General features: G+C 59.7%; 22 protein-coding genes. 12 read left to right on the top strand and 10 right to left on the bottom strand.

Annotated features, from left to right (window positions below; genetic code table 11):
• Position 1 precedes the first annotated feature (1 nt).
• From IG616_RS08000 to IG616_RS08025, 6 genes are all read left to right on the top strand, one after another.
• Positions 2-523, top strand: coding sequence for a TRAP transporter small permease subunit (locus IG616_RS08000; RefSeq protein WP_192147635.1), 522 nt, complete (start codon positions 2-4; stop codon positions 521-523).
• Positions 513-1,829 carry a TRAP transporter large permease subunit gene (locus IG616_RS08005; protein WP_192147636.1) on the top strand — a complete coding sequence of 439 codons (1,317 nt, stop codon included), beginning with the start codon at positions 513-515 and terminating at the stop codon, positions 1,827-1,829. The genes IG616_RS08000 and IG616_RS08005 overlap by 11 nt, the downstream gene beginning before the upstream one ends.
• A 10-nt stretch (positions 1,830-1,839) precedes the next feature.
• Entirely contained in the window at positions 1,840-2,004 is a 165-nt protein-coding gene (locus IG616_RS08010) for a hypothetical protein (RefSeq protein WP_192147637.1), read from the top strand.
• A 6-nt stretch (positions 2,005-2,010) separates the two neighbouring features.
• Positions 2,011-3,744, top strand: coding sequence for an L-arabinonate dehydratase (gene araD / locus IG616_RS08015; protein ID WP_192147638.1), 1,734 nt, complete (start codon positions 2,011-2,013; stop codon positions 3,742-3,744).
• Between the two features lie 9 nt (positions 3,745-3,753).
• On the top strand, positions 3,754-4,479 hold the full coding sequence (locus tag IG616_RS08020; protein WP_192147639.1) for a ribonuclease activity regulator RraA: 726 nt from the start codon (positions 3,754-3,756) through the stop codon (positions 4,477-4,479).
• Between the two features lie 405 nt (positions 4,480-4,884).
• Positions 4,885-5,298, top strand: a complete 414-nt coding sequence (locus IG616_RS08025; RefSeq protein WP_192147640.1) for a ribosomal maturation YjgA family protein — start codon at positions 4,885-4,887, stop codon at positions 5,296-5,298.
• Between the two features lie 411 nt (positions 5,299-5,709).
• Here IG616_RS08025 and hppD read toward each other — a convergent pair whose 3' ends face one another.
• Positions 5,710-6,822 (bottom strand): 4-hydroxyphenylpyruvate dioxygenase, encoded by a 1,113-nt coding sequence (hppD, locus tag IG616_RS08030; protein WP_192147641.1) that lies wholly within the window; start codon positions 6,820-6,822, stop codon positions 5,710-5,712.
• A gap of 126 nt (positions 6,823-6,948) precedes the next feature.
• On the opposite strand from hppD, the gene IG616_RS08035 reads away from it, so the two are divergent.
• The 4 genes from IG616_RS08035 to cysK all read left to right on the top strand — a co-directional run bounded on the left by IG616_RS08035 (position 6,949) and on the right by cysK (position 9,752).
• Positions 6,949-7,416, top strand: coding sequence for an Lrp/AsnC family transcriptional regulator (locus IG616_RS08035; protein WP_192147642.1), 468 nt, complete (start codon positions 6,949-6,951; stop codon positions 7,414-7,416).
• Between the two features lie 104 nt (positions 7,417-7,520).
• Positions 7,521-7,970 (top strand): dUTP diphosphatase, encoded by a 450-nt coding sequence (gene dut / locus IG616_RS08040; protein ID WP_192147643.1) that lies wholly within the window; start codon positions 7,521-7,523, stop codon positions 7,968-7,970.
• Positions 7,971-7,986: 16 nt separating this feature from the next.
• Positions 7,987-8,646 carry an HAD-IA family hydrolase gene (locus tag IG616_RS08045; RefSeq protein ID WP_192147644.1) on the top strand — a complete coding sequence of 220 codons (660 nt, stop codon included), beginning with the start codon at positions 7,987-7,989 and terminating at the stop codon, positions 8,644-8,646.
• Between the two features lie 146 nt (positions 8,647-8,792).
• On the top strand, positions 8,793-9,752 hold the full coding sequence (cysK, locus tag IG616_RS08050; protein ID WP_192147645.1) for a cysteine synthase A: 960 nt from the start codon (positions 8,793-8,795) through the stop codon (positions 9,750-9,752).
• On the opposite strand, the gene IG616_RS08055 is transcribed toward cysK, so the two are convergent.
• The 9 genes from IG616_RS08055 to IG616_RS08095 form a co-directional block, all read right to left on the bottom strand.
• A complete protein-coding gene (locus IG616_RS08055) occupies positions 9,749-10,345 on the bottom strand; it encodes a GNAT family N-acetyltransferase (protein ID WP_192147646.1) in 597 nt (198 codons plus the stop codon). The genes cysK and IG616_RS08055 overlap by 4 nt on opposite strands.
• Positions 10,345-10,665 (bottom strand): heavy metal-binding domain-containing protein, encoded by a 321-nt coding sequence (locus IG616_RS08060; RefSeq protein WP_192147647.1) that lies wholly within the window; start codon positions 10,663-10,665, stop codon positions 10,345-10,347. The genes IG616_RS08055 and IG616_RS08060 overlap by 1 nt, the downstream gene beginning before the upstream one ends.
• A 122-nt stretch (positions 10,666-10,787) precedes the next feature.
• Positions 10,788-11,867, bottom strand: a complete 1,080-nt coding sequence (gene trpS / locus IG616_RS08065) for a tryptophan--tRNA ligase (RefSeq protein WP_192147648.1) — start codon at positions 11,865-11,867, stop codon at positions 10,788-10,790.
• 124 nt (positions 11,868-11,991) lie between these two features.
• Complete coding sequence (gene murJ, locus IG616_RS08070; RefSeq protein ID WP_192147649.1) at positions 11,992-13,554, bottom strand: murein biosynthesis integral membrane protein MurJ; 1,563 nt, start codon at positions 13,552-13,554, stop codon at positions 11,992-11,994.
• Positions 13,555-13,630: 76 nt separating this feature from the next.
• Positions 13,631-16,453 (bottom strand): [protein-PII] uridylyltransferase, encoded by a 2,823-nt coding sequence (locus IG616_RS08075; RefSeq protein ID WP_192147650.1) that lies wholly within the window; start codon positions 16,451-16,453, stop codon positions 13,631-13,633.
• A gap of 131 nt (positions 16,454-16,584) precedes the next feature.
• Complete coding sequence (locus IG616_RS08080) at positions 16,585-16,956, bottom strand: helix-turn-helix domain-containing protein (RefSeq protein WP_192147651.1); 372 nt, start codon at positions 16,954-16,956, stop codon at positions 16,585-16,587.
• Positions 16,957-16,960: 4 nt separating this feature from the next.
• Entirely contained in the window at positions 16,961-17,554 is a 594-nt protein-coding gene (locus IG616_RS08085) for a Smr/MutS family protein (protein ID WP_192147652.1), read from the bottom strand.
• Entirely contained in the window at positions 17,554-18,747 is a 1,194-nt protein-coding gene (mltA, locus tag IG616_RS08090; RefSeq protein WP_246476163.1) for a murein transglycosylase A, read from the bottom strand. Before mltA ends, IG616_RS08085 begins: the two co-directional genes overlap by 1 nt.
• A complete protein-coding gene (locus IG616_RS08095) occupies positions 18,744-19,469 on the bottom strand; it encodes a Tim44/TimA family putative adaptor protein (protein ID WP_192147653.1) in 726 nt (241 codons plus the stop codon). Before IG616_RS08095 ends, mltA begins: the two co-directional genes overlap by 4 nt.
• A gap of 229 nt (positions 19,470-19,698) precedes the next feature.
• Here IG616_RS08095 and IG616_RS08100 point away from each other — a divergent pair, with 229 nt between their 5' ends.
• Together IG616_RS08100 and IG616_RS08105 are read left to right on the top strand one after the other, a co-directional pair.
• On the top strand, positions 19,699-20,214 hold the full coding sequence (locus tag IG616_RS08100) for an FxsA family protein (RefSeq protein ID WP_192147654.1): 516 nt from the start codon (positions 19,699-19,701) through the stop codon (positions 20,212-20,214).
• Positions 20,215-20,304: 90 nt separating this feature from the next.
• On the top strand, positions 20,305-21,396 hold the full coding sequence (locus IG616_RS08105) for an acyltransferase family protein (RefSeq protein ID WP_246476164.1): 1,092 nt from the start codon (positions 20,305-20,307) through the stop codon (positions 21,394-21,396).
• Positions 21,397-21,437: the final 41 nt, after the last annotated feature.

Below are 21,437 nucleotides of genomic sequence, written 5' to 3' on the forward strand. Positions count from 1 at the left end.
GATGAGCCGCCTTCTTGCGAGCTACGCCAATGGCATGGACCGCGTCAGCGTGTTCATTGGACAAAACTGTTCCGTTCTCTTCTTCGCCTGCATTGCGGTTTCGGCAATCGAAGTCGTCATGCGGTATGGCTTTGACCGCCCGACTGTCTGGTCAACCGAATTGGCAATGACCCTCTGCGCGTCGGCCTGGGTTCTTGCCGTCGGCTATGTCACTGAGCGCAACCGGCACATCTCGATCACTATGGTGGAAACGCTCGTGAGCCCCGCTGTGTGGCGCGTCTTCCGGCTCATCCAGATGCTGATTGCCAGCGGCGCAATCCTGGTCCTGTCACTTGCCCTGTGGGAGCCTGCAGTGAAGGCAGTCACCCGCATGGAGCATTCGGGAACAGCCCTGAACTCCATTCAACCTGCCTACCTGAAGGCTTTGATCGTCGCAGGCTGCGCGCTCTACCTCTTGCAGTTGCTCGCCAATATCATCCGCTGGTTTCAGCACACCGAAGGGGAGTTAGACGGTGGGCATTGAACTCATCACCCTGGCGATTGTCGCCTCGCTTCTGGCGCTCATGGCCCTTGGCGTGCCGCTCGGGATAACCACGCTCACGGTTTCCCTTGCAACGGCAATCCTCTATTTCGGCGAACGTGCCGGCTTCTTCATCGTCGCCGCCAATGTCGGCGAGGTCCTGCACAAATACGAGTTGATCGCCGTTCCCTTCTTCGTGTTCATGGCCAATGTCCTGGAGCGGTCCGGGATCGCCAAATCCCTGTTCGACTCCATGGCGATCATGGGCGGGCGGTTCCGTGGCTCCGTCGCCGTCCAGACCTGTATCGTCGCGGTGGTCCTGGCTGCCATGTCTGGCATCATGGGTGGCGAGATCGTGATGCTGGGCCTGATCGCCCTGCCTCAGATGCTGCGCCTCGGCTATGACCGGAAGCTCTCCATCGGCATCATCTGTGCTGCAGGTGCGCTTGCGACCCTGATCCCGCCCTCCGTGGTCCTGATCGTCTACGGCTTGGCAGCCCAGGTCTCCATCACCAAGCTTTTCGCCGCATCTGCCGTGCCCGGCCTGATCCTCGCCGCACTCTACATCACATACATCCTGGTCCGCGTGCGTCTGAACCCTGCGCTGGCTCCGATCTATGACATTCCGGAAACCGGACTGCCGTTCTTCCAGCGCCTGAAATATCTGAAGGGTGTCATTCTGCCAGGCATTCTGATCGGCGCCGTCCTGGGTGTCATCTATTCCGGCATTGCCACGGTAACGGAAGCCGCTGCCGTTGGTGCTGTCGGTGCGCTGGTGGTCGCAGCTCTTCGCAAGGAACTCACCTGGACCATGAGCCGGGATGCCATGCGGCAAACCGTTCTGACTGTTGGCTCGATCATCTGGCTGGTCCTGGGCGCAATCTCCCTGATCGGCATCTACAACCGGATTGGTGGCGGCGAGTTCCTACGAGGTCTGCTGACCTCACTCGATATTGCTCCCATCATGGTGATCGTCGTGATGATGCTGATCGTGATGCTGCTCGGCACATTCCTTGAGTGGATCGCCATCATCTTCATCACCGTTCCGATTTTCGCGCCGGTGGTCGTGGACCTGGGCTTCGATCCGGTCTGGTTCGGTGTGCTGTTCGCCATGAACATCCAGATCTACTACCTGTCGCCGCCTTTTGGCCCGGCCTGCTTCTTCCTGAAGTCCGTCGCTCCGAAGGACATTCAGCTGCAGGAGATTTTCTCCGCCGTTCTGCCCTTTATCGCCTTGCAAGCCGTTGGCCTGTTCCTGGTTCTGTTCTTTCCGGACCTGGCGCTCTGGCTGCCGTCCATGCTGAACTGAGGAGGAAGCGATGAAAATCAGCGATCAGGACCTCACCCGTCAGGATGAAGACATGGACCCGGTGGTCTTCGAGGCGGAAGAAAACCGCGATCACAAATTCGGAAACTGGCCCGAGCTGTTCGGGACACTTTTCACCCTGTTTGTCATTTGGCTGACCTTCGCCTTCACCGGATAAAAACAAATGCCGCACAAAGCCCCAAGAGATCTCCGCTCCGCGCGCTGGTTCGCACCCGACGACCTCCGCAGCTTCGGCCACCGGTCCCGTATGATGCAGCTCGGTTATTCCGAGGACGATTTCCGGGACAAGCCTGTCATCGGCATCCTGAACACATGGTCGGAGCTCAACACCTGTCACGCCCATTTCAAGGAACGCGTGCAGGACGTGAAGCGCGGTGTATTGCAAGCTGGCGGGTTCCCCGTCGAAATGCCGTCGCTCTCCGTGGATGAAAGCTTCACCAAGCCGACCTCCATGCTCTACCGCAACATGCTTGCCATGGAGACGGAAGAGATGATCCGCTCGCACCCGCTGGATGGCGTTGTGCTGATGGGCGGTTGTGACAAGACCACTCCCGGCCTGGTCATGGGGGCAATCTCCGCCGGTGTGCCGATGATCTATCTGCCCGCCGGTCCGATGCTTCGGGGCAATTATGCCGGCAAGATCCTCGGCTCCGGTTCCGACGCCTGGAAATACTGGGACGAGCGCCGCGCGGGGAACATCAGCGACGAAGAGTGGCTTGGCGTGCAAGGTGGCATCGCCCGCTCCGCAGGCACCTGCATGACCATGGGCACGGCTTCGACCATGACGGCAATTGCCGATGCCATGGGCCTGACATTGCCCGGCGCGTCCTCCATTCCGGCCGTTGACGCCAATCACCAGCGCATGGGCGCCGATTGCGGCCGGCGCATTGTCGATATGGTCTGGGAAGACCTGACCCCGGACCAGATCATCACGGAAGGCGCCTGCCGGAACGCCGCCGTTGTCGCCATGGCAACCGGCTGCTCCACCAATGCGGTTGTCCACCTGATCGCAATGGCCCGCAGGGCGGGCGTCAATCTGACGCTCGACGACCTGGATGAACTGGGCCGTGTAACCCCGCTCATCGCCAACGTCCGCCCTTCGGGTAAGGACTATCTGATGGAAGATTTCTTCTATGCAGGCGGTCTGCGGGCACTGATGAAGCAGATCGAAGACCGCCTGGAACTGTCTGCCCTGACCGTCACCGGCAAGACCATGGGCGAGAACCTCGAAGGCGCCGTTGTCTATAACGACGACGTCATTCGTCCGCTCTCCAACCCGGTTTATCAGGAGGGCTCTCTGGCCGTTCTACGCGGAAACCTCTGCCCGGACGGCGCGGTGATCAAGCCAGCAGCCTGTGACCCGAAGTACCATGTTCACGAAGGACCAGCCTTGGTCTTCGACAGCTATCCGGACATGAAGAAAGCGGTCGATGACGAGAACCTGGACATCACTCCGGATCACGTCATGGTGTTGCGAAATGCTGGTCCTCTGGGCGGTCCCGGCTTCCCCGAGTGGGGCATGCTGCCAATCCCGAAGGCCCTCATCAAGAAGGGACACCGGGATATGCTGCGCATTTCCGACGCCCGTATGTCCGGAACCTCCTATGGCGCCTGCGTGCTCCATGTTGCCCCGGAAAGCTATGCCGGCGGCCCGCTTGCCCTGCTGAAGACCGGCGATATCGTCCGTCTCGACCTGCCGAACCGGAAGCTGGACATGCTGGTCGACGCGGCTGAACTCGAACGCCGCCGGGCCGAATGGAAAGCCCCGGAGCCCCGCTTCGAACGCGGCTACGGCTACATGTTCTCAAAGCACGTAACCCAGGCCGATCAGGGCTGTGACTTTGACTTCCTGCAATCCGATTTCGGCCGGACGGCCGGCGAACCCGACATTTTCTAAGGTGACCCCATGACTGACTACATCTTGTCTGACGAGACCCGCGCGAAGTTCAAGGAGATCTCGACTGCGTCCATCGCCACGGCGCTGTTCAAGCGCGGGCTGCGCAACCAGTTCATCCAGGGGGTCGTGCCTGTGGCTCCCAAGCCAGAGAATATGGTCGGACAGGCCTTCACGCTGCGCTACATTCCCGCTCGGGAGGACCGCAATCCGATCACGGTTTTCCGCAATGCCGACCATCCGCAGCGCGTTGCGGTGGAAACCTGCCCTCCGGGCTGGGTCCTGGTCATGGATGCGCGCAAGGATGCGCGCGCCGCAACGGCGGGATCGATCCTGATCACGCGGCTGGCCCTGCGCGGTGCCGCAGGCGTGGTGTCCGATGGCGGCTTCCGGGACGCTGAAGGCATTGGCGCCCTCGACATGCCGGCCTATTACGCCAAGCCCTCAGCTCCGACCAATCTGACCCTGCATGAAGCACTCGACATCAATGTGCCGGTCGCCTGCGGTGATGCTGCCGTTTTTCCCGGCGACGTGCTGGTGGGCGACAGGGACGGCGTCATGGTCATCCCGGCGCATCTTGCCGACGAAATCGCAGACGAATGCACCGGCATGGAAAGCTATGAGGCCTTCGTCCTGGAGCAGGTGAAGGCGGGCGAGGCGATCATCGGCCTGTATCCGGGCACGAAAGAGCACTTCCAGGTGAAATATGACGCCTGGCGCAAGGAGAACGACCGCTAAGACGCAGGTGGTTCAGCATTCAAGGGTGCCGGTTTTACCGGCACCCGCAGTGCGGGGTCCTTCCCTCACCTGCCGCGTGCGTCCAGAAGCGGGAAATCGCAGGGAAAGTCGATAGCGGAAACAAGATCCGTTCGTTAGGCACTACAGAAGTTACTTACTACCGGTGATGGTCTCAATATGGCGGCTTGAATTGCGAAATCTTCAACAGCCTGCGCGAAGCAACGTTCTGATCGAAGAATCGAGCAAGCATTACAGCCGGAACGAGCGGCCCCGAGGTGTTTTGGGCTTCGCCCACAGGCCCCGGAAACCATCGTCCAGATGGACCAAAGGCCGGTCATGCGCTAACTGGCAAATTGGACCACTCGTGAGGGCTGATCACAACTTTGCCGGAGACCCGAACAATCCATGCAGGTTAGTCAATTCATCTCCCGTCAAATGGTCACGCGGCTTGTCTATGCCGCGATCGTCATTGCCTTGGGATTGGCGTTGCGGCTGCTTGGATACCGCATTGGTCTGCCTTTCTTCATCGTTAAATACGGCGGTTCGGTTCTTTGGGGGATGATGGTTTTCTGGCTGATTGCGGCGGTTCTGGCGGGAAAAACCATGCGCCTGGTGCTGATTGCGTCAGCGCTTCTTGCCATCGCCGTCGAGCTGATCCGGCTCTATCACACGCCTTGGCTGGACGACTTCCGGGCCACGTTCTTCGGAGCATTGCTGCTCGGCCGTGTGTTCTCGCTCTGGAATATACTGGCGTATTTGACCGGCATCGCACTGGCATTTGGGGTGGAGCGGCGGGTGGCTAGAACCAATCGCATTTAATGAATTCCATATCCCGCAGCTTTGAAGAAGTTGTTGCATTCCTCATCTGTGAAGAGGTCACAGACATGTCCAACTGAGCTCCTCAGATCCAGCATATGTCGAATGATCTCACCGTTCCAGAAAACATCACCATCCTGACACTGCCATCCAAATCAACCGGCTGAACCCAGTCGAAACCATCTGGCAGCTCATGCGCGGTAAATGTCTCTCAAACCGCGGCTTAAAGTTCTACGATGATATCGTCGACCATTTCAGCTACGCTTGGATAGAACTCACGGATCTCTCATCGAAGAAAATGTCTGGTGGTATATATAAATATGCGCAATTGTTTTGAACAATGGCATCCCATAATACTAATACAGGTGAATGTCATGAAGAGTGAGAAGAAATTTCTTCTCACTCTTTTTGATACTACTCAGCCGCATCGACCTTGATCACGCCGCGGCGGATCTGGTCTTCTTCGATGCTTTCGAAGAGGGCGCGGAAGTTGCCCTCGCCGAAGCCTTCATCCCCCTTGCGCTGGATGAACTCGAAGAAGATCGGGCCAATGACCGTCTTGGAGAAGATTTGCAGCAGGATCTTCGTCATGCCGCCATTCACCACGCCCTCACCGTCGATCAGGATGCCGTATTTCTTCATCCGGTCGATCGGCTCATCATGGCCGTTCACACGGGCCTGGGACATCTCGTAATAGGTGTCCGGCGGGCCGGGCATGAACTTCAGGCCATTGTCCGCCAGCCGGTCGGTCGCGCCGTAGATATCATCCGTGCCAACGGCGATGTGCTGAATGCCTTCACCTTTGTATTTCCTCAGATATTCCTCGATCTGGCTGGTGTCATCCTTGGACTCGTTCAGCGGAATGCGGATCTTGCCGCAGGGCGAGGTGATGGCCCGGCTGACGAGGCCCGTGATCCGGCCATCGATGTCGAAATAATGGATCTGGGTGAAGCCGAAGAGCTCACGGTAGAAGTCCCACCACTTGTCCATATTGCCGCGATAGACGTTATGGGTCAGGTGGTCGAGATAGTAGAAGCCGACGCCTTCCGGCTTCGGATTGCGCTCACCAAGCCACTCGAACTCTGCATCATAGACAGACCCATGAGAGCCATAGCGATCCACGAAATAGAGCAGGGAGCCGCCAATGCCGACAATGGCAGGCGTATCCAGCGTCTTATCGTCGCCTTCATAATGTGTCGCGCCCTTGGCGACCGCGTGGTCGAAAGCCTTTTGCGCATCCACCACGCGCCAAGCCATTGCCGGGGCGCAGGGGCCGTGCTTTTCGACAAATTTCATGCCGAAGGAACCGGGCTCCGCGTTCAACACATAAGTGACATCGCCCTGACGGTAGAGGGTGATTTCCTTGGTCTTGTGCTTTGCGACAGGCACATAACCCATGCGGCGGAACAGCTCGTCCAGCTTCTCCGGTTCGGGGTGAGAAAATTCGACGAATTCAAACCCATCGGTCCCAGCCGGATTTCCGGCAGTAATCTTCGCGGGCGGTGCGTCGTGCGGAAACGGTCCCATAATGTCCTCCTCGGCGTTTCGGCGTCATGGCAAAATCATGCGCCAAACGCCGCGCAAGGTGTGTGCAAACTACGGGATTTGCCGTAACCTACTGCACAATCCGTGCATCTAGTTAGGTAAATACGCATGAACTCCGCACTTGATGGCTTTGACATCAAAATTCTACGCCTTCTCCAGGGCAATGCGTCTCTGACAAATCAGCAGCTCGGCGAAGACGTTGGCCTCTCGGCAAGCCAGGTCTCGCGCCGGCGCCAGAAGCTGGAGCAGGAAGGCGTCATCCGGCGCTACCGCGCCAGTCTGGACCCGGACGCCCTGGGGCTCACCGTGACGGCCTATGTCGGGGTGACCCTTGGTGCCCACACCCGTGAGAATGCCCGCAGGTTCCGCGACCGGATGGTGGCCATGCCGGAGGTGCAGGAGGCCCACACCCTGACCGGCGACGTGGACTATATGCTGAAAGTGGTGGTGGCAGATCTTAAGGCCCTGAGCCGCTTCATCAATGATGAGCTGCTGCCGCAGGAGGCCGTCCTCAACGTCCGCTCGTCCATCGCCATGGAAACCCTCAAGGACGACAACCTGCTGCCGCTTGAGTAAGCGGCTGCCTTGACAAGTTCCGGCCCGCGCGGTCTGACTGCGCCAAACTCAAGGCCTCCTCTCGGGGCCAGCTTTCTGGACACATCCCTCGACAAGGATCCCACATGAGCGTGACTGTTGAACTGAAACGCCTGCCCAATGGGGCCGATCTTCCTTTGCCTGCGTATCAAAGTGAACTGGCCGCCGGGCTTGACCTGCTGGCTGCGATTGACGCGCCGCTGGTTCTGGAACCCGGCAAGCGCGCGCTGGTGCCCACAGGTCTTGCCATGGCCCTGCCTGCTGGGTTTGAGGGACAGGTGCGCCCGCGTTCAGGCCTTGCGGCCAAGAACGGCGTCACCGTCCTCAACACACCCGGCACGATCGACGCGGATTACCGCGGCGAGGTGAAAGTCATCCTGATCAACCTGGGCGACGAGCCCTTCACCATCGAGCGCGGCAGCCGCATCGCCCAGCTGGTGATTGCGCCTGTGCTGCAGGCAAAGCTGGTTGAAGTCGACAGCTTGAGCGAAACCCAGCGCGGCGCGGGCGGTTTCGGCTCTACCGGCACGGCTTGATGCAAGGAACGCCTGCGTGACCCCTGAACTTGTCATTTTCGATTGCGACGGTGTCCTTGTGGACACCGAACTGACCGCCAACACCATTCTCGCCAAAATCATTACGGAGCTCGGCTTTCCGATCACCGCACACGAATGCCAGGCGCGCTTCATGGGCCGCACACTGGAAAGCGTGAAAGAACTCGTGGAAGAGCTTTGCGCCGTCAAGCTGGCGGAGGACTGGCCCGATTACATCCGCATGCGGGATCTGGAGGCCTTTGCCAGGGGTGTCGACCCGATCCCAGGCATCACGGCTGTTCTGGATGATCTGGACCGGCGCGGAGTGCCCTATTGCGTCGGCTCTTCCGGCAAATACGAGAAGATGCGCATGACACTTGGCAGCTCCGGACTGCTGCCGCGCCTGGAAGGCAAGCTCTATTCCGCTCAGGACTGCGCCCATGGCAAGCCTGCGCCGGATGTCTTCCTGCTTGCCGCCAAAGGCATGGGCAAGGACCCCGGTTCCTGTGTGGTGATCGAGGATAGCGTTCCCGGCCTGATGGCCGCCCGGTCAGCCGGCATGCGCGGTTTCGGCTACACCGCCGATCCCCATTGCGACAGGAAGGCCATGGCGGATGCTGGCGGAACTCTGTTTGACCGGATGGAAGCGCTTCCGGAGCTTCTGTTTCCATCGAACTGAGGTTTCGGGAAACAGTCTTTCCCTTCCCCCGCATGTTTGCCAATATCCGCTCTTAGAAAAGATGGCATAAGACCCTAAACTTAGGCCATCTCAAGGGTCAAAGAGCCCCGGCAAGAACCGTCCGGGTGCCGAACAGGGAGACAGTCATGAGTGACAAGAAGCCCGGCCGCGGCCGGATCTATTCCTCGATCACGGAAACCATCGGGGATACTCCGATCGTTCGGCTCGACCGCCTTGCCCAGAAACATGGCGTGAAGGCAAACCTTCTGGCGAAACTGGAGTTCTTCAACCCGATCTCCAGCGTCAAGGACCGTATTGGCGTCGCCATGGTCGAGGCCATGGAGCAGGACGGCAAGATCACTCCGGGCAAAACTGTGCTCGTCGAGCCGACTTCCGGCAACACCGGCATCGCACTCGCCTTCGTGGCTGCCGCCAAGGGCTACCGGCTCATCCTGGTGATGCCGGAGACCATGTCGGTCGAACGCCGCAAGATGTTCAAGATCCTCGGTGCCGAGCTGGAATTGACCGACGGCGCCAAGGGCATGAAGGGTGCCATCGCCCGGGCACAGGAAATCCTGACAGAAATTCCGGATTCCGTGATGCCGCAGCAGTTTGAAAACCCGGCCAACCCGGAAATCCACCGCAAGACCACTGCTGAGGAAATCTGGAACGACACGGACGGTGCTGTGGACGTGTTCGTCTCCGGCATCGGCACTGGCGGCACGATCACCGGCGTTTCGCAGGTGCTGAAGGCCCGCAAGCCGGACCTGCATGTGGTCGCGGTCGAGCCGGAAGCAAGCCCCGTCCTTTCCGGCGGCAATCCCGGCCCGCACAAGATACAGGGCATCGGCGCGGGCTTCGTTCCAGGCGTGCTGGACACGTCCGTTTATGATGAAGTGGTGCAGGTTGCCAACGAAGATGCCTTCGCGATGGCGCGCGAAGTGGCTGCAACCGAAGGTGTGCCGGTCGGCATTTCCTCCGGCGCAGCGCTGACGGCAGCGATCAAGGTTGGCCAGCGCGACGACATGGCGGGCAAAACCATCGTTGTCATCATCCCGTCCTTCGCGGAACGCTACCTGTCTACAGCGCTGTTTGAAGGGCTTTAAGCTAGCCTTTTCTCCATCCGCGTCGCGGACGAAAACCCGAAGAGACCGCTGAAGATGCCGGTCTCTTCCACTCCAGCAGCTTCGAACCCCGCGCGCTCATAAAGTGCACGGGCTCTCGGATTGGTATCAATCACATCGAGACGCACCCGGGCCTGCCCACGTGCCCGCGCTTCCGCCTCGACGGCTTTCAGCAGGGCCGTGCCGACCCCCTGTCCCCGCGCCTCGGCGGCGACGAAGATACCGTCCATCAGAAAGACGCCCTTCTCAACCGGCCGCTCAAGCAGATCGAGAAGCAAACCTCTCCAGAGAGCGCCCGGCCAACCATATATTCCGGCCAGGTGTTTCAGCCCGCCCGCCGTCAGGCCGCCCTCGCTTGTCTTGAAGCCCGCCAGCCCAAGCAGCCGCCCATCTGCTCCGATTGCACAAATGGCATAGGCAGGATCAAGCAGATCCCTAAGCAGAGCGAGAGCCTTTTGCTCGGGAGACAGGATCTTGCCAAGCTTGCCGGAAAAGGCCTTCCAGAACAGATCTGCTGCTCTCTGCCGTTCCGCCTCCGGGAACCCATTCCTGATGGAAAACGGGCTGGCCGGCATCACCTGACCAGCACCGCTGTCCCGGTGGCACTGACCATCAACATTGAGCCGTTCTGACCGACGGTCTCATAGTCGAGATCCACGCCGATCACGCCGTTTGCGCCCAGCGCCGCTGCCTGTTGCTGCATTTCCTGAAGGGCGATGGTCCTTGCCTTGGCGAGTTCTTCCTCATAAGCGCCCGACCGTCCGCCGACGATGTCCCGGATTCCGGCAAAGAAGTCCTTGAACACATTGGCACCGAGGATCGCTTCTCCTGTCACGATCCCCTTGTATTCCGCAATCTCACGCCCTTGTAGGGTGCTGGTGGTGGTTACGAGCATGTTGTCAGGTCTCCTGTCGAGGTTCGCCCAGACAGATAGGTTTGAAAGGCGACTTCCGAAAGGCGTTCAAACGCAAAACGCCCGGACAAGCCGGGCGTTTCAGTTTCATCCAGTAAAGACCCTCAGCGGACGTCCAGGAAGCCAATGATCTTGCGCACGTCCTTGAGGACCGGCTCGGCAATGGCGGAAGCTGCTTCCGCGCCGGACTTGAGAACAGCGTCGATCTCTGCTGGCTCGGCCAGAAGGCGGCGCATCTCGTTGGTCATCGGAGCGAGGACTTCCACCGCCAGATCCACCAGTGCCGGCTTGAAGGCCGAGAACTGCTGGCCACCGAATTCGGTGAGAACCTCAGCCTTTGTCTTGCCCGACAAAGCCGCATAGATGCCAACGAGGTTTTCCGCTTCCGGGCGGTCCTTCAGACCGTCCACTTCACCCGGAAGGGCTTCCGGGTCGGTCTTGGCCTTGCGGATCTTCTTGGAGATCGAGTCAGCATCGTCGGTCAGGTTGATGCGGGACAGATCCGACGGGTCGGACTTGGACATCTTCTTGGTGCCGTCACGCAGGCTCATGATGCGGGTCGCGGGACCTGCAATCATCGGCTCGGTGATCGGGAAGAACAGCTCTTCCGGTGTTTCCGGGGAGGGTTCAGGGTTCGGAACGCCGACGCCCAGGTCCTTGATCCGGTCCGCGAAGTCGTTGTTGAACTTCTGAGCAATGTCCCGGGTCAGTTCCAGATGCTGCTTCTGGTCGTCTCCGACCGGCACATGGGTTGCCTTGTAGGCCAGGATATCCGCGGCCATCAGGCTCGGATAGGCGAGCAGGCCAAGAGACGCATTCTCCCGGTTCTTACCGGCCTTGTCCTTGAACTGCGTCATCCGGTTCATCCAGCCGATGCGGGCGACGCAGTTGAAGATCCAGGCCAGTTCCGCATGCTCACGCACCTGCGACTGGTTGAAGATGATCGACTTCTTCGGATCGATGCCAGCGGCGATATAGGCAGCCGTCACTTCACGGGTGGCCTTCTGCAGCTCGCCGCGGTCAGGGAAACCCGCCGTGATGGCATGCAGATCCACAACGCAGAAGATCGTCTCCATCTGGTCCTGAAGCGGAACCCAGCGGGACACGGCCCCCAGATAGTTGCCCAGATGGAGGTTGCCCGTCGGCTGAACGCCGGAAAATACGCGGGGCTTGAAAGCCGTCATTGCCTGTCCCTGTCTAAGAGAGGCCGGTTGGAAGGGCCCTTCGGGTGAGTAGATTGCGCTGCTGGTCTTAAGGCAGAGACCCGCGCCGTTGCAAGCCGGGAAGACCGGAAACCGGAATTCCCTGTCAGGTGTTGCGCCGCTTCAACGCTTTGATGTGCCCGAGAAGATCCGTTCCGCCCGTGATCTGGACGGCTGCTGCAAAAACGATCATCCCCGCCAGCACCAGCACCCCCAGCGCCCCGGCCCGGATTGCGAGGTTTCCGGATGCCATCCAGGGCTCCAGAACCATCGACAGGCCTTCCACGGCAAGACCCATCACGATGCTGGAAAGAAGGATAAGCGCGACTTTCCTCAGGATGCGGCGGTCAGGTTTGAAATGCCCCCGGCGCCAGAGAACAAAGATCAGCAGTCCTGTGTTCAACCAGCCCGCAACCGTTGTGGCCAGTGCGATGCCGACATGGGCCAGGAAGGGGAACAGCGCGAGGGAGAGGACAACGTTCACCACCATGCCAACCGTGGCAAAAACCATCGGCGTCTTGGTGTCTTCGCGGGCAAAATAACCGGGTGAGAAGACCTTGTTGAGCACAAAGGCCGGAAGGCCGAAGGCAAAGGCGGCCAGCGCGGCTGCGGTTCCATCGGTCGCAATGGAATCAAACCGGCCCCGTTCGAACAGCACGGAGACGATTTCACGCGGCAAGACCGCCAGCGCAATGGCAGCTGGCAGGGTCAGGGTCAGGGAGAACTCCAGCGCATTGTTGAGGCTGCGTTGATACTGGTCCTCATGACCGCCGCGCAGCTGACGGGTCAGGCTGGGGAGCAGCACAACCCCGATCGCCACGCCGATCACCCCCAGCGGCAGCTGATAGAGCCGGTCCGCGTAGTAAAGCAGTGCGTTTGCGCCATCCTGCATGGAAGCGATGACCTGGCCCACCGCCACGTTGATCTGGGTGACCCCACCGGCCACCACGCCCGGCACGCCCAGCGCCAGCAGACGCTTGGTCGAATGCGTAAACCGTGGACGGAGGACAGGAATCTTGAAGCCGAGCCGCTTCATGTCGCCAATGACGACGAAAAGCTGCACAAGACCCGCCAATGTGACGCCTACCGAGAGAATGATCGCCAGTTGACGGTCATGGACAATGTCGAAAAACAACACGCCGCCCAGCACAACGGTCATCACCACGTTGAGCATCACGGGCGCCAGGGCAGCGGCGGCAAAACGCTGATAAGTGTTCAGGATCCCGCTGATGAAGGCCAGCAGGGACATGAAGATCAGATAGGGAAAGGCAATCCGGGACATCAGAATGGTCAGGCTGAACTTGTCCGGATCATCGGCAAATCCGGGCGCCAGGCCCCAGACCACCAGCGGCATGAAGATTTCGGCAACAGCCGTCACGATCAGAAGACAGAATAGAAGGCCTGCTGCGATTTCACCGGCAAAACGGCGCGCGCTTTCCTCTCCCTCTTCCTCGACGGCCCGGCCGAACAGAGGAACAAAGGCTGAATTGAATGCACCCTCGGCAAAAAGCCGCCGGAACAGGTTGGGCAGACGGAACGCCACCACAAAAGCATCCGCCACGGGACCGGTCCCTACAGCCGCCGCCAGCAGGGTGTCGCGCGCGAAGCCTAGCAGTCGGCTGGCCATGGTGGCACCGCCGACCGTGGCGAAATTCTTCAGAAGACTCATGCGATGTGCCCCTCAGGCAAAAAAGGCTCCTGAGACCCCGTCTGCCAGACTTTCAGATGTTTGCCCCGTAACGCGCTCACGAAGCGCTGCGGGAAACAGGCGCAGCCGCACTGGTGTCCACCTGGCCTTCAACAGCATCTGCCAGACGGACGCGCATGATCTCCTGACGCCCGATATTGGCAATTTTCTGTCCGGTCAGATCGGTGACGTAAAAAACGTCGACCACCCGCTCACCGAAGGTGGAAATGTGCGCCGAACCGATATTCAGGTTGAGCGTCGCAATGCACCGGGTCAGATCGTAGAGAAGACCGGGGCGGTCGAGGCCCGAGATTTCCACCACCGTATAGTCATCAGACCAGGAATTGTTGACCTGGACGTCCGCATCGATGTTGAAGGCCTTCATGCGGCCTTTTACCGGGTTTTTCTTGGCGACGTTTTCCGGCAGACGGCTCTCACCCTTCAGGATCTTCGAGATAAGATCAGCGATCCGCTCACCCCGGCGCCGCTCATCCGCATCGTCCGGCAGTTCCCGGCTGATGAAGATCGTGTCGAGCGCGAAACCGTCCGTGGTCGTGTCGATCTGCGCATCCACGATGTTCGCCCCGGTCACATGGCAGGCTCCGGCGATCATGGACAGAAGACGCGGATGGTCGGGGGCCAGAACAGTAATCTCCGTCACGCCTTCGAAGGAATGCGGGGTGACGGCAAAGGCGAGCCGGTTGCCGCTCTTGTCCGCCTGGCGGATCAGCTCGGCATGGGCCAGGCGGCGCTCCGGCGCAACCCGGAGCCAATAGGCCTTGTAGTGCCGGTTGATATAGGCCTTCCGCTCCTTGGCCGGCCAGTGGCCAAGCTGTTCTGCCAGCTCTTCCTTAGCCTGCTCCACCGCTTGCCGGTGGGATCCCTTGGTGTGTCCGCCGGTCAGGTTCGGTTCGCACTCATAGTAGAGCGTGCGCAGCAGCTGACCCTTCCAGCCGTTGAAGACGCCGGGGCCAACGGCCCGGATATCCGCCACGGTCAGGATCAGAAGCAGTTTCAGCCGTTCGAGAGACTGCACGGTGTGCGCGAAGTCGGAAATGGTCTTGCGGTCGGACAGATCACGCGACTGGGCAATGGTGCTCATGTCCAGGTGATGCTCAATCAGCCAGGCAACCGTGTCCGTTTCCGCATTGTTGAGGCCAAACCGCGGGCAGAGCTTGCGGGCAATCCGCGCTCCGGCAACGGAATGGTCCTCCGGACGCCCCTTGGCAATGTCGTGCAGGAACATCGCCACATAGAGAACCCTCCGGTTCTGAAGGGTCCGGATCAGATCCGTTGCCAGCGGATGATCGTCACCGGAATTGCCCTTTTCGATTTCCGTCAGGACACCAATGGAGCGGATCAGATGCTCATCCACCGTGTAGTGGTGGTACATGTTGAACTGCATCATCGCCACGACCTTGCCGAAGTCGGGCACGAACCGGCCAAGAACACCGGTCTCGTTCATCTTGCGCAGCACTTTTTCCGCGTTGTTCCGCGAGGTCAGAACGCCGAGGAACAGCCGGTTGGCTTCCGGGTCATTGCGGAGCGTGGAATCCACCAGCTTCAGCGACCGCCGGATCCGCTTGGTGAGTTCGGGATGCAGATTGCAGTCGTTCTTGTCCGCGATCTGGAACACGCGCAGCAGATTGATCGGATCATCGGAAAAGATCGTCTCACTCGTGGCATTGAGACGGGTGTTCTCAATAACGAAGCCGGGAGCCCCCTCGACCGGCTTTGCCGCGGAGCTTGGCCTGCCGACCCGGAACCGGCGCATCAGGGCAGAGATCCCCTGGCCGCGCGGCCCCTTCACATGCTGGTTCTCTAGCGCCGCGCAAAGAATGCGCGTCAGATCCCCCACGTCCTTGGCCACAAGGAAGTAGTGCTTCATGAAGCGCTCGACATCCTTCATGCCCGGGTGCTGGGTATAGCCGAGACGGATGGCGATTTCCCGCTGCACGTCGAAGGACAGGCGCTCTTCTGCCCGCCCCGTCAGGAAATGCAAGTGGCAGCGGACGGCCCAAAGGAAATCCTCGGACTTCACGAACCTGTTGTATTCGGAACGGGACAGCACGCCCTTCTTGACCAGCTCGGACTGGCTGCGCACCTGATAATGGTACTTCGCGATCCAGAACAGCGTGTTCAGATCGCGCAGGCCGCCTTTGCCTTCCTTGATGTTCGGCTCAACCAGATAGCGGGAGGTGCCCTGGCGGCGGTGACGCTCGTCGCGTTCCTCCAGCTTCGCGGCGATGAACTCGGAACTCGTTCCGGTTACGACCTCATCATTGAACCGCTGGACCAGTTCCTCGAACAGGGGCTCATCCCCCCAGATAAAGCGCGCTTCCAGAATGGCGGTCCGGATGGTCATGTCGGTGCGCGACAGACGCACGCATTCCTCGATGTTCCGGGTCGCGTGACCGACCTTCAGACCCAGATCCCAGAGCATGTAGAGGATATATTCCACCACCTGCTCGCCCCAGGGGGTCTGCTTGTAAGGCAGCACGAACAACAGATCGACGTCCGACCCCGGCGCGAGGGTGCCACGGCCATAGCCGCCAACGGCAACGATAGACATACGTTCCGCAGCGGACGGGTTCTTGATTCTGTAGACGTGATGGAAGGCAAAATCATAGATGATGCGGATCAGCTCATCCTGCAGATGGCACAACCGCTTGGCGCACAAGAAGCCGCCACCGTCCTCGTTGAGCTGCCGTTCTGCTTCTATCCGGCCATCCTTCATTGTGGCTTTCAGAAGAGAGAGAACCTCTGAACGGATCTTGAGATCCGCACCGTTTCCACCGTTCTCACGGGTCAATTCGGTTAGTTTCTGACGGATGCCATCGGAGTCGATCAGACCGCTCAGGTCTTCAGGTGCAATCTTCATTTATAAAGAGCCGTTTTCATCATGGCTGTGCACTGGCGGCTGGGAGAAACCGGGTCAGGCACGGAAGGCAGATCAAACTAACCGATAACACGCCGGACTGTAACCGCAGGTAAATTTTGACTGGAATTACTTCAGACACCGTCCTTAGCCGCAGCAGAACGCAACTGGTGCAGCAGATGGGTCAGAGATTCCGGCGACAGTCCCCCAATCGTCGACGCCAGCCGGTTGGCAAGTTCGGTCGCCTTGGGATCCATTCCTGCGGTATCGATGGTGACCTTTGGATCGGACAATTCAGCAAGCCGCTGAATCTCCTCAGCCTCATCCCAGATCACGTTGAAGAACGTGATGATGCGCTGGACCAGAAACCAGGTCGGCTTGCCGCGCTTGCCATGTTCCAATGCCGAGAGATAGGCGCTGGACACGGATAATCCGGCGGCCATTTCCTTCAGGGAGATGCCGCGCTTGATGCGCAACTCGCGAATTTTGGCTCCGAGCGGGGTCACAATCTCACCTTCGTCTGCGAATTCTCACGTAAAGCGCGCCGGACCCGCCATGGGTCACATGCGCTTCCTCATACCCGATGACCAGCTGGCGCAGGTCCGGCATGGCCAGCCACTGCGGCACCACCCGGCGCAACACACCGCGCTCGTCCCAATGCCCGTGCCCGGCAGAGGCTGTTCCTCCCTTACCGGTGATCACCAGCACGACCTTGTGTCCATGAGCCTGGGCACCGTACAGAAAATGGCGCAGGCGATCATGGGCCTGATGCTGGGTCAATCCATGCAGATCAATCCGGGCATCAATTGGACGGACACCGCGCACCACTTTCTTGCGGTACTTGTACTCCATCTGGTGCAACGGCGGCGGTGAGGGTGGGCGAGGGGCCTGCACCGGCTCACGCATTGCCGTCTGAGGCGCCTCTACCCTGGCCGTCTCCCGGCCGGCATCTCCTGCTTCCGGCCCCATCACCTCTTCAAAGCTCAGCGGATCCGGTTTGCTGACCCGCCCGGAATGAAGCGGCGCCAGCGTCGAGGTGACCTTGGCCCACAGGGTCCGGTCTTCTTCGCTGAGTTGCCCTTTCTTGCGCCGCTTTGCCTTCATCACTGACCGGCCTCCGGAACCAGTTCCAGAGGCAGAAGCAGCGTCATGTCGGCCCGGTGCCGAACCTCACCGGCAAGATGGCCTGCCGCATCCCCAGATCCGAGGAACAAATCCCCGCGCGCCGTTCCCTTGATGGCCGATCCTGTGTCATCGGCAATCATCAGCCGCCGGAACGGCTTTCTGCCTTCCTTGAGCGGCGGAGAGTCCGTGCCAACAAAGACAGGCAGGCCAAGGCTGATATGGTGAAGGTCAACAGCAAGGCTCCGGCCAGCCATCAGCGGCAGACCAGCCGCGCCCTCCGGTCCATCCGAGGGATTGGCGATCGGCACTTCGCGGAAAAAGATATAAGACCGGTTCTGGCGCAACAGCGCGTCCCGGCGGTCCGGGTTGGCCTTGAACCAAGCCCTGAGGCCCGCCATCGTCAGCTCTTCCGGTGTGCCCTCTCCACGCTCCACGAGAACGCGCGCGACAGACGTATAGGGATAACCGGTCTTGCCCGCATAGCCCACACGCATCACGGACCCGTCCGTCAGGCGAAGACGGGCAGAGCCTTGAACGTGAATGAAAAAGGCATCAACAGGATCGGCGAGATAGACCAGATCCAAGTTCTCCGGATCAAGGGCACCGTCCATGATCGCACTGCGGTCCGGCAGGGGCTTGAGTCCCCGGGATGTCATGCGCCCGTGGCTAAGCGTCTCCGGCCAGTTTTTCGGGCGGTTCTTAGCCGTGACCGAAACAAGGCCATCCGGCGCACGCAAAAGAGGTGTCGTATAGGCGCCGGTCCTGATCCTGGAAGCTGGCAGTTCCGGTTCGTAATAGCCCGTCACAAAACCTGCGTCTGAAACCCGGAAAGGCGCAAACCGCTGCTCGAAGAAGCGTTGTGCCGCCTTGTCCGTACCATCTACCACCGCATGGCGCGCCGCGCGGCACAGGCTTCCTGCCTGTTTCCGGCTGAGCCGGAATGGGCCTGACGTCAGCAAGCGCGGCTTTGTGTCCGCACAAAAGCGCCAAAAAGCGGCAAGGGCTGCGCGATGATCATCGCCAGCCCAGCCGGGTATTTGGTTGAAGTCAGTCTTGACCAAATGGGGTAACGGCATGCCGCTTGCCGAAGCTCCCTGCGTTCCGCCAGCTATCAGGCCGATGAGAAGCGCAGCAGCGGCGGCCAGACGGCGCCGCGCGGCGGCTCCCGTCATTCGGCCGATTCAGTCGCGACCAGTTTCCAATTCGGGTCACGGGAAGTTGTGTCGCGCTCAAAGGTCCAGATATCGATCACCTCGGTGACCTTGTTCGGATCGCCATCAATAATGGCGCCGGACTTATCGCGAGTTGCGGAAATCAGCTCGCTCTGAACCTTGACGGTCACCTGAGCGCGGGCCCCCTTCAGAGCAGCCTCCACAATCTCTGCCTTGTCGATGCCTACAAAAGTGGACTCGATCCGTTCACCACGGCGCTCGCGGTCTTCAATCGCGGAGACAAAGCCTTCATAGACTTCTTTGGACAACAAGCCTTTCAGAGCTTTCTTGTCGCCGTCAGCAAACGCCGTCACAATCATTTCATAAGCAGCCTTCGCACCCTCAATGAAGGGCTGCGGCTCAAAGCTGCGGTCGGCGGAGAGGATCTGACGAAGCGCTTCGTTGAGCGCGGACCCGGCAGGAGCGACCTTTTCGATCACGACATCATTGGACCGGGCAACATCTTCAGCGGCAGGAGGTGCGCTCTGCTGGCCGGGAAGCTGAACAACGTTGTCGCCAACGTTCTGCGGCTTAGGCTGATCCTGCTTGTCCGGCTTGGTGTAGGGATCAAACGGCGGACGCTCATTGCCAGTACGCTTCCCGAGAACAGACCGGAGCCGATAGATAATGAACACAGCCAGCGCCAGGAAGATGATGTTGTAGATGTCGAATATCTCGTTCATGTGCTGTTACCGGCCATCATTTCGGGACATGTGCTGTTCCTGTCGGTCAGCACGCTCACGCTGGATCAAAAGCTGTTCCATCTTATTTAGGATCTCCTTGAACCAGCATCCAGAGCCTAGAGCAAGCCGATCCGCGTTTCTTATGCGCTTTCGGCAGGAAAGACTCTCGCATTCCCCAGTCTATTTGCCTAGGTTTAGGGTTGGGTAAACTCAAACCGCTGGAGCTCACGTGGGATTAGCCATTCTGGCAGGCATCATCCTGCTGCCATTGATCGAAATTGCTGTCTTCATTGAAGTGGGAAGCCTGATCGGCGCCGTGCCGACGATCCTGCTCACAATTCTGACCGCTGTCGCGGGTACGTTCATGCTGCGTCAGCAAGGCTTGTCGCTTCTAATGCGAATGCAAAAGGAACTGGACGCAGGCCAGGTGCCCGGTACAGACATCATGCATGGCGCGATGATCGTGCTCGCCAGCATTCTGCTTCTGATCCCCGGTTTCGTTACGGATATCCTTGGGCTTTTGCTCTTCGTCCCGCCCATTCGCGATGCAATCGCGCGCTTCATCATCGCCCGGTCCAACGTGGTTGTCGTTGGTGGCGGCGCCCCGCGCCGCCGGGAGGACGGTGTGATTGATCTGGATGAAGAAGACTGGACCCGCCGGGATGAGACCTCCGGCCCTCAATCCTCAGGCCAGCCCCGCATCAGCCCCAGGAACGAGAACGACGACAAGCGCAACGGCGCGTGACGCCCCAGCACACGGAACTGTGATCCCGCACCTGTCAGTTTTCCTGAGTTTTAACCCCTCTTTCAGCGCCGGAAGCTAGGCTGTGGAGCTATGAAATTTGACGGCAATGGCGGAAGGCTTCAGAAAATGGCGGGGGCGCAGGTGAAGCAGCGGGTCGACTGGGTCGACACGGCCAAAGGTATCTGCATCGTCTTTGTCGTGATGATGCATTCCGTTCTCGGCGTTGAAGCGGCAGCCGGACAGACAGGCTGGATGCATGCCATCGTGGCCTTTGCCAAGCCCTTCCGCATGCCTGACTTTTTCATGATTTCCGGACTGTTTCTCAGTACCGTGATCCAGCGGGACTGGCGGCTCTACCTGGACCGGAAGGTCGTCCATTTCGCCTATTTCTACGTCCTGTGGGTCACCATCCAGTTCGCACTTAAAGCTCCGTCCTTTGCTGAAGACTTTGGCTGGAACGGCGTCCTCCAGGAATATCTCTGGAGTTTTATCCAGCCATTCGGCACGCTCTGGTTCATCTACCTGCTGCCCATATTCTTCGTGACCGCGAAACTGCTCCACACCAGCCGCACACCGCATTGGGCCGTGCTGCTGGTTGCCGCCCTTCTGCAAATCGCGCCAATTGAGACCGGCTCGATGATTATCGACGAATTCGCTGAGCGGTTCGTCTTTTTCTATGCTGGCTACGTGTTTGCGCCACAGATCTTCCGTTTCGCTGCCTGGGCACGTCAAAGAATGGCCCTGAGCCTCGGCCTTTTCGCTCTCTGGGCGCTGGTGAACGGCAGCTTTGTCTTTGCCGGCCTGTCGGATCTTCCCGTTCTGTCCCTGGCCCTTGGAGCAATCGGTGCCGTCGCCGTCATTCTGGCCAGCACGCTGCTGCAGCAAGCCTGGAGCGGAAATTTCTTCCGCAGTCTCGGCCAGCACTCGCTGGTGGTCTATCTCGCCTTCTTCCTGCCCATGGCTGTCAGCCGGGTCATCCTTCTCAAGCTCGGCATTCTGGACATCGGAACAATCTCGGTGCTGGTCACGGCCGCCGGAGTGATTTGCCCCATGATCCTCTACTGGCTGGTTTCCCGCACGGGCTATGGCTGGTTCCTGTTCCGGCGGCCAGGCTGGGCGCGCCTGGACACGCGGCCCGCACAGAGCCCTGCGGCAACACAAGCCGCAAGCCTGGGAGAATAGGAGTTGAATAGGTATTCGCCTGCGGAAAGGGGCGATTAGGC

This window comes from Roseibium litorale, assembly GCF_014842915.1.
In the GTDB taxonomy this organism is placed as follows: domain Bacteria; phylum Pseudomonadota; class Alphaproteobacteria; order Rhizobiales; family Stappiaceae; genus Roseibium; species Roseibium litorale.